This window comes from Soehngenia sp., from assembly GCF_055108775.1.
The window spans coordinates 1-9265 of record NZ_JBSQIL010000068.1 but is presented as its reverse complement, the minus strand read 5'-3'; the positions used below and the strand labels follow the sequence as shown (position 1 = coordinate 9265).

The window sequence follows — 9265 nt, the reverse complement described above, 5'->3', positions numbered from 1 at the left end:
AATTGTTTAGTTGCAAAATTTATTGCAGAATCTATTAATTTTTAATTTTAGCTGTGGATAACTCTATATATTTTTAATTTTGTATTCTGCAACTACCTATATTATTTAGCACTGTTCACCTTTATAGTTTTACATTGCTATGAAAATATATTAATATAAAATCTAATATTTGTCTATATTTTTTCAGATAATTTTAAATATTAGTTATATTTTTAACTAACTTCTTAATTAATATTAAAAGAAAAAAAGTCAGCGCATCCAAAATTATTACTCTTCTAAATGCGCTGACTTTTTTTCTTTTAATAATTCTATTTTAACTTTTTCAATCTTTTTATCTATTACTTCTTCAATAGTAAAAATAGCATCTTCTTCTTTGATTGATATAATTGAATTTTCATCAGGTATATAACCTAATTTATAAATTAAAAAACCTCCAATGGTATCATATATCTCATTCTCTTCATCTATATTTAGTTCTAATATATTGTTAATTTCTTTTATTGAAGTAGACCCATGGACTGAGTAAACATTTTCTGATAATTGAATTATGTCTGGTTCATCAAAATCGTACTCATCATCAATATCCCCCACAATCTCTTCAATTAAATCTTCCATAGTGACAATTCCTGAAAATCCTCCATATTCATCTATTAATATAGACATATGGACTTTTTTCCGTTTCATATCTACAAATAGTTCATCTATAGGCTTATTTTCAGGTACAAAATACGGTTCTCTCACTATGTTTTCAATATTTACATTCAAAAACCCGTTTTTATATGCTTCTAAAAGATAATCTTTAATATAAAGAATCCCTATTATGTTGTCTATATCTTCTTTATATACTGGTATCCTAGAGTATTTTAAATTTAAAAGTTCATCTATATATTCATTTATATTTTTATTGACATCAATCATAAAAACTTCTGTCCGAGGCGTCATTATCTCAGAAGCTTTGCTGTTGTCAAAGCTTATAACGCTCTTTATCATATCACGTTCTATTGGATTTATAACCCCTTGTTCATGTCCAACTTCGATTAGAGAGCTTATCTCTTCTATAGTAATTTTCTGCTCAATGTCTTCATCGTTAAAACCAATTAATTGTAAAATTTTATTTGTTGAAAATGATAAAAAATTCACGAATGGTTTCATAATTTTAGAAAAACTTGATATTGGTTTAACTGAAAACATCGCAAATCTTTCTGGATTTTTAAGTGCAATTCTCTTTGGGACTAATTCACCAAATACTAAGCTTAAATACGAGAGAAGTATTGTTATTATTACAAATGCTATATCCTGCGCAAATGGTATAGACAAACTGTATAAGAAATCTCCTAATAATTTAGAAATACTAACAGCTGCTGAAGCCGAAGAAAAAAACCCCGCAAAAGTAATTCCTACTTGAATGGCTGATAAAAACTTTGACGGTTCTTCTAATAAATTGAGAATTAATCTAGCCTTTTGATCTCCATCTTCAGCTTTAGAGCTTAATTTATATTTGTCTAAAGATACCATAGCCATCTCTGAAGCTGAAAAAAACGCATTTACTAATGTCAAAAAAAATATTAATAATAACCTACTTGTTATATTAGAGCCAGCATCAGACAAATTAAACACCCCTTAAAAAACTGTCATATTATATATTCCCTCATTTTAAAATTATTAATCAATGGAGTGTTTTGTTAAAAACTCATAAAACTCTTTTATGTTTTTAAATTTAATCTCACATTCAATGTTTTCTCCTATCCCAATTGGAGTTAATCCTGCTCTAATTATGCTCTCGATTCCTGCTTGAGAATCTTCGACACCAACACATTTATTAGGAGGAAGATCTAGTAAAATACAAGCTTTCAAAAAAATATCTGGTGCTGGTTTTCCCTGTTTTATGCTAGTGGGGTCAACTACTGCATCAAAATATTTCTCTATTTTTAATACTTTAAGTAATTTTTTTGCATTAAGACTTGATGATGCCAATGCAATTCTTTTTTTATGTTTTTTTAAAAACTCAAATAGTTCTATCACCCCTTCGTTTAGATTTGATTCGTTATAATGCAAGATTTTATTTAGATATATTTGATTCTTTCTATTTGCTAATTTTTCTTTTTCTTTAATATCTTTTACTTTTATATTTTTATTGTAGCTTAGGACTATATCTAATGCTTCCATTCTCGGTATCCCTCTAACCTTATCCATTACTTCGTCAGGAATATCAAAACCCATCTCATTAGCCAATTCTTTCCATGCAATAAAATGTGCTATCGATGTTTCAGTTATGACTCCATCTAAGTCGAATACTATTCCATCAAAATCAATCATCTTTATTAACCTCCATTATCGCAACCCTAAGCTCTTCCCCTTTTTTTAGTTTATATCCTTTATCGTATATGAATAAATTCAAATAATCTCCCTCAAGTAGTTTTATTAGTATTTCCCTTCTTACATCAATTTCAACTAAACAATTTCGAAAACTTATTTTAAAACTGTATCCTTCCCATTGCGAAGGTACTGAAGGTCTAAAATATAAATTACCTCCATTCAATCTTAGCCCTGCAAAACCCTGAATGACACTTAAAACTGTTCCTCCTATATTTGCTAAATGAAGCCCATCTTTAGTATTTCTATGAGTGTCATGTAAATCTAACAATACTGATTGGTTAAAATACTCATAAGCCTTATCGACCATATTAAATCTGTTTGCCATTATCCCATAGATGCAATAAGAAAGTGATGAGTCATGAGTGGTTATTTTTTCATAATACTCATAACTATTTTTCATTTTTTCATAATCTGCATATTCTTCTAACAATAAGTGTGCTAAAACTACATCTGCTTGTTTTAATATTTGATATCTATATATTGTAAGAGGATGATAATATAGAAGCAACGGTCTTTTGTCAATATCTAAGTCCCACAGTGGTTTTTTCAAAAAAGTAGAATCTTGAGCATAAATCCCTAATTCTTCATCTTCAAGCAAAACCATATTGTCAGCTGCTCTTTTCATTATATTTATTTCTTCTTCATCTAAATTTATTTTTTCAATTAACAATTTAAATTTTTCATAAATTGTCGGTTCTTCGATTTGTGAAAAATATTTGTAAAATTCATATGCTTTATTTAAATTAAATTTTGCCATCATGTTTGTATAGTAATTATCACTTACTAAAGCTGTATATTCATCAGGGCCAGTAACTTCATGTATGTGAAATTTATCCTGAAAAAAGTTACCAATTTGAATCCATATTCTAGCAGTTTCAAATATCACTTCTAAACCTTTTTCTACCATAAAATCTAAGTCTTTTGTAAATTCATAATAAACATAAAATGCGTATGCAATATCAGCATTTATATGGTATTGTGCCGTAGAAGCTGGAAAATAGCCTGAACATTCAATCCCTGATATGGTTCTCCAAGGGTAAGCAGCTCCTTTTTTATGTCCTAGTTCGACAGCCCTTTCCTTTGCTCTTTCTAAAATATTGTATCTATATTCTAACAAATTCTTAGCCCGTTGAGGTTGATTTGCTACTAAAACTGGAAATATATATATTTCTGTATCCCAAAAAAAGTGTCCTTCATATCCTTCTCCAGATAGCCCCTTTGCTGATACATTAGAAAATGGGTCTATCCCGACATTTTGAAGTAGTTGATATTGCATAAATCTGATATGGTTTTGGTCATTTTCATTTCCATATATTTTAATCCCTGCTATATCCCAAAATTTATCCAAATAATTTTTTTGTATTTCTAATAAAGTTTGATAATTTTCATAGGCTAAATGCCCTAGTATTTCCCAAGCTGATTTTAGTGGATCAGAATATCGAATACCATCTGTAAATACACAAATTTTATTAAGAATCAAATTATCCGATCCTGTAATTCTAGTTTCAACTCTTTCATCTTTAACAATATGATCCATTAAATAATCATTTTCAGTTAAAATGAGATGTTTAACCAAGGTAGCTTGTAAAATACTTGTGTTCTTAGTATTTAAAAGCAAATAGCTTGTATCATCTTTTTCCCCTATGTCAGTAATTTCCATTAAATCCTTCGATTCATTACTTATTCTGGGATCATTAGGATCTGAATATGGTTTTACATCTCCATCTAAAATACTTAGTAAGACAATTTCCCCGTCGTATTTTACTTCTATACTATAAGAAACAACATTTAAGTTTACAAATGAAGCAAGTCTACGAAATTTTAAATATGCTATTTTATTATTTCTTGTTAAAAATTCATATTCTCTGACAGTTTCTCCTTTTTCATAATCTATATATCTTCTATAATTTTGATACTTCGTATTGATTAATTGAGCAGGTTCTCCATCTAAAAAAACAAGACATGTTTGGGTATCAGCTACTTTAGGCTGTTTATCATATTTAGTAGGAAATCCCACAGCTTTTTCAGCATGTACCATATCTAATCTATCATAGAGACCATTTATATAGCTGCCTCTTACGCTATCCCCCGATGGATAACCCTCTTCAAATGCTCCTCTAACCCCTATATAGCCATTACCAATCATAAATAAGCTTTCATTTTTCAACTGTGCCATAATATCATAACTGTTATCTTCATATTTAAACATTTCATCACCATCAGTATATTAGAGATTTTTTTGTTTCAATATCAAATAAATGGAGTTTGGCTTCATTAAATTTTACATTTATATAATCACCCATTCTTAAATTTACTGAATGTTCAGTTCTAAGAATATATTGTTTCCCATCAATGTTGAAATATACATTTAGATCACTACCCAGCAATTCAGTAAATTCCACTTTTGATTTTAAGCCTTCTTCATCAGTTAAATAAACATCTTCAGGCCTAATCCCAACTATAACTTTTGAATCATTTTTCCCCTTTTCCTTAACAGCTTTTTTAAGATTTTCAGGTAACTCATATCTTATTCCATAAACATCCAAAGAGTTTCCTTCTATTAATGTACCATCAAAGAAATTCATTTGAGGAGCACCTATAAATCCTGCAACAAATAAATTAGCTGGTGCATTATATATCACTCTAGGGTCATCAACTTGCTGGATTTCTCCATCGTTCATTACACATATTCTAGAACCCATAGTCATAGCTTCAGTTTGATCATGAGTAACATAAATAAATGTTGTTTCCAAATCCTTGTGCAATTTTATAAGTTCAGACCTCATTTGAACTCTCAATTTTGCGTCCAAATTCGAAAGAGGCTCATCCATAAGGAAAACTTGAGGTTTTCTAACTATAGCTCTTCCTAATGCGACCCTTTGTCTTTGTCCTCCAGATAATTGTTTAGGCTTCCTTTTTAGCAATTCTTTAATCCCTAAAATTTCAGATGCCCAATCAATCCTTTCTTTAATTTCTTCTTTAGGTGTTTTAGAAAGTTTTAATCCAAAAGCCATATTATCATATACTGTCATATGTGGATAAAGAGCATAGTTTTGAAAAACCATAGCAATGTTTCTATCTTTTGGAGATACATCATTTACAAGTTTATCTCCAATAAATATCTGCCCTTCTGTTACTTCTTCTAAGCCAGCAATCATTCTCAATGTAGTTGTTTTCCCACATCCAGATGGCCCAACAAAAACCATGAATTCTTTATTAGCTATGTTTAAATTTACATTCTTAACAGCATGATAGCCATTAGGGTATTTTTTATTAACATTTATCAATTCTACATTTGCCATTTTTTATCCTCTCCTATAAATCTTTTAGAGCTGATAAAGCTCCGTATCTAGTACAGATTTTCCCTGCGATATTATTTGATAATTTTCCTATTTCCGCTATAATTTCACGGTTTTTTAAAGTACTTTTCATATTTTCATACTTTGCTAAATTAAATAAAAAAGTCCCAACAAATGCATCTCCAGCTCCAGTAGTGTCTACAGCATCAATTTTTTCAGATTCTATTTCAATAGTATATTCATTGTTGAATATAACACATCCTTTTTTACCTAAAGTTATAGCAAAAGTTGCATTATACATATTCTTAAATTCATCAATAGCTTCTGACAAAGATTCTTTCATTGAAATGAGCATTAGTTCTTCTTCGTTCAATTTTACGAAATCAGAATGTAGTATAAAATTCAAAGCATTTTTCTTGAATAACTCAATATTTTTACCCCAGAAAAATTCTCTGTAGTTTGGATCAAATGAAACTAATTTATCATCTTTTAAGCTTCTTTCTAATAAATAATAATAAGCTTCATTTAAATACCCTTCTAAAAATGCTGTAGCTGAACCAAAATGAACAATATCAGATTCATTAATAATATCTTGTTTTATTGAAGATATACTTAGTTCTTTATCTGCTCCTCTGTAAAAAATAAAGTCTCTCTCACCATTTTTACTTACTGTCACAAAAGCTATAGTTGTTGGTACAGACGTTTTAATTAAATACTTGGTAGATACATTGTTTTCCTTTAAACTATTCTCAAGAAAATCTCCTAAACTATCATATCCTACACTGCCAATAATACTTGCATTGCCACCTAAAACTCCTATAACTTGAGCTACATTTGCTGGAGCTCCACCAGGATTAGCAATAAATTTCAAACTCTCATCAGACTTTTCTTCGATAAAATCAATTAATATCTCGCCTACACAAAGAATTTTATTCATATTTCACCTACTTTATTCGTTTTGTGCTTTCTCTTTCTATCAGTTGATACTTCATAGAAGTAGAAAATTTATCTTCATCATCTTTTTTTATAATATATTTATTCTCTATCATTTCTATCATCAATCTCATCGCTAAATCTCCTTGTTCTTCAAAAGGCTGTCTTATGGTTGTAAGAGAAGGGTTATACATTCTCGATAGATCAACATCATCAAATCCTATAAATGAAATATCATCAGGAACTTTAACGCCATTTTCTATACAACATTTTATAGCTCCTATTGCAAGCAAGTCTGAAGCGCAAAATACAGCTGTAATTTCATATTTTGCCTCCAACAAAGACTCCATTGCAGAATACCCATCATCAAATGTATACCATCCTTCTCTTACTAAATTCTCGTCGTAATATCCATAATAACCTAAAGTATCTCTAAACCCAAGATATCTTTGTAAACCAGAATGATAATCAGATAATGGACCTCTTATCATTCCTATGTGTTTATGCCCTAAATTTACAAGGTATTGTACAGCATCTTGACTAGCCTTATAATTATCAATTTTTATTGATGGAATATGCAATACTGAACTATCTGAGCCTATCATTATTATAGGTTTTTCAAAATCCATTAAAGTATTATGAAATTCTTTACTGCCATGATCAGTTACTAGTATTAACCCGTCAACTCCTTTATCTTTCATTATATTAATATGTTTTATCTTCATATCAATGTCGAAATCTGTTGCAGTAATTAACAAAGAATAGTCTTTGTTTCTTATATAAGATTCAGCACCTGCAATTATCTTTGAGAAAACCGGGTTCGATAAATCTGGTAATATAATCCCTATCAAATGTGACTTTTGCAAAGACAAGCTTCTCGCTAATGAACTAGGCCTAAAGTTTGTTTCTTTAATTACATCTAATACTTTTTTTCTAGTTTCTTCACTTACTGCATTTGAATTATTTAATACTCTAGAAACAGTTGCTTTAGATACACCTGAAGCTTCTGCAATATCCTTTATCGTTAATTTCATTTTTTCACTCCTAGCCTCTACTACTTAATAGAACCAGATACCATCCCTTTTATTATATGTTTTTGACCAAATAGGAACCCAATTATAATTGGTGCAGCCGCCATAAGTGCAGCAGTCATTATTAAATCCCATCTTTTAACAAATGAGCCTGCAAAAGCTGATATTGCTAATGGAATAGTCTGTAGTGGCTGACCTATGCCTAATATTAGCGATGGTAACAAAAAATCGTTCCATATCCAAATAGCATTTAATATACAAATAGTAACGAATATTGGCTTTAATATAGGCATTATAATCGAAAAGAAGATTCTTGGCTTTGAACATCCATCAATTAATGCTGCTTCTTCTAACTCAAATGGTATTGACTTTATAAAACCATGAAACATAAACACCGCTAAGGGAGCGCCAAATCCAATGTATGCAAAAATCATACCTTGATATGATCTTAGAAGTTGTATATTAAGATTTGCTCCTATCATTCTAAATAACGAAACTAAAGGAAACATAACTACTTGAAACGGTATTACCAAACCACTAATGAATATCAAGAAAATAAAATTTGATAATCTAGTTTTAGTTCTCACTAACACCCAAGCAGCCATTGCTGAAAAAACTGAAATGAAAAAAAGTGAAAGAACAGTAATTATTGTTGAAGCATAAACACTTGAAGCATAATTTATGCTTGGGTTAGTCCATATATTGACTATATTATCGATTAATTGTCCCCATCTTTCTGGCAAAGCAATAGGATTAGTAATAATTTCTAATGATGATTTTGCTGAGTTAATTATGACAATAAAAAATGGAAATAAAACTATCAAGAATAATATTACTGTAATTAACGCAAGCAATATTTTAGACAATCTTTTTTTAGTTAACATCACATCTCAATCTCCTTCTTCTTATTATTGTATACTTGGGCAATTGAAACAACAGATAGTAATAAAAAGAATATTACAGCTCTTGCTTGGCCTTCTGCCATATTGTTATATTTGAATGCTACATTATATATATGAACTGCCAATAATTCAGTAGAGTTAACAACTTCGCCCCTAAAAATACCTGTAGGTCCACCATTTGTTAAAGCAACGATAATATCATATTGTTTAAACGATGTAACAAGAGTAAGGAAAGATGTTATAGTAAAAGCTTGTGCAATCATAGGCATAGTAATACTTTTGAATTTTTGCCAAGAATTTGCTCCATCAATTTCACTAGCTTCAAGTAGTTCTTGAGGAACATTTAATAAAGCAGCAACATATATCATCATAATGTATCCTGCATATTGCCATGTGTACGCTGTAATTAAGCCCAAAAGAGTCAAATTTGGATCGGCTAATATCAGCAAATTTTCTATAAATTCTATCCCTAAAGTCCCTCCAATTTGAGGAACTACACTCTTGAAAATAAATTGCCAAATATATCCAAGCACTAATCCTCCAATTAGATTTGGGACAAAAAATCCTGCTCTAAAAAAATTCCTAAACTTTATTTCTCTTGTTACTAAAAATGCAAATATCAAAGCTACTACATTTATTGAAATTACGCTTAACAGAGTAAATAGAAATGTTCTCAATAAAGAATACTGAAACCTTATATCAGAAAAAGATCGGAAGAGCACAC

Annotated in this window: 8 protein-coding genes; all 8 read right to left on the bottom strand. The window is 29.8% G+C overall.

Translation table 11 applies throughout. The annotated features are described in order from the left end of the window. Nucleotides 1-267: 267 nt before the first annotated feature. Nucleotides 268-1608 (bottom strand): hemolysin family protein, encoded by a 1341-nt coding sequence (locus ACTB1H_RS08005; RefSeq protein ID WP_463262323.1) that lies wholly within the window; start codon nt 1606-1608, stop codon nt 268-270. A 54-nt stretch (nt 1609-1662) separates the two neighbouring features. Continuing rightward, nucleotides 1663-2316, bottom strand: a complete 654-nt coding sequence (gene pgmB / locus ACTB1H_RS08000; RefSeq protein ID WP_463262322.1) for a beta-phosphoglucomutase — start codon at nt 2314-2316, stop codon at nt 1663-1665. After that, nucleotides 2309-4585, bottom strand: coding sequence for a glycoside hydrolase family 65 protein (locus ACTB1H_RS07995; RefSeq protein WP_463262321.1), 2277 nt, complete (start codon nt 4583-4585; stop codon nt 2309-2311). Before ACTB1H_RS07995 ends, pgmB begins: the two co-directional genes overlap by 8 nt. Before the next feature lie 10 nt (nt 4586-4595). After that, complete coding sequence (locus tag ACTB1H_RS07990; RefSeq protein WP_463262320.1) at nt 4596-5678, bottom strand: ABC transporter ATP-binding protein; 1083 nt, start codon at nt 5676-5678, stop codon at nt 4596-4598. Nucleotides 5679-5691: 13 nt separating this feature from the next. Then, a complete protein-coding gene (locus tag ACTB1H_RS07985) occupies nt 5692-6612 on the bottom strand; it encodes a carbohydrate kinase family protein (protein ID WP_463262319.1) in 921 nt (306 codons plus the stop codon). 7 nt (nt 6613-6619) lie between these two features. After that, complete coding sequence (locus ACTB1H_RS07980) at nt 6620-7642, bottom strand: LacI family DNA-binding transcriptional regulator (protein WP_463262318.1); 1023 nt, start codon at nt 7640-7642, stop codon at nt 6620-6622. A gap of 20 nt (nt 7643-7662) precedes the next feature. Further along, on the bottom strand, nt 7663-8523 hold the full coding sequence (locus ACTB1H_RS07975) for a carbohydrate ABC transporter permease (protein ID WP_463262324.1): 861 nt from the start codon (nt 8521-8523) through the stop codon (nt 7663-7665). Further along, nucleotides 8523-9265, bottom strand: a 743-nt coding sequence (locus ACTB1H_RS07970; protein ID WP_463262317.1) for a carbohydrate ABC transporter permease, incomplete at its 5' end; no start/stop codon positions are given. The genes ACTB1H_RS07975 and ACTB1H_RS07970, both read right to left, overlap by 1 nt.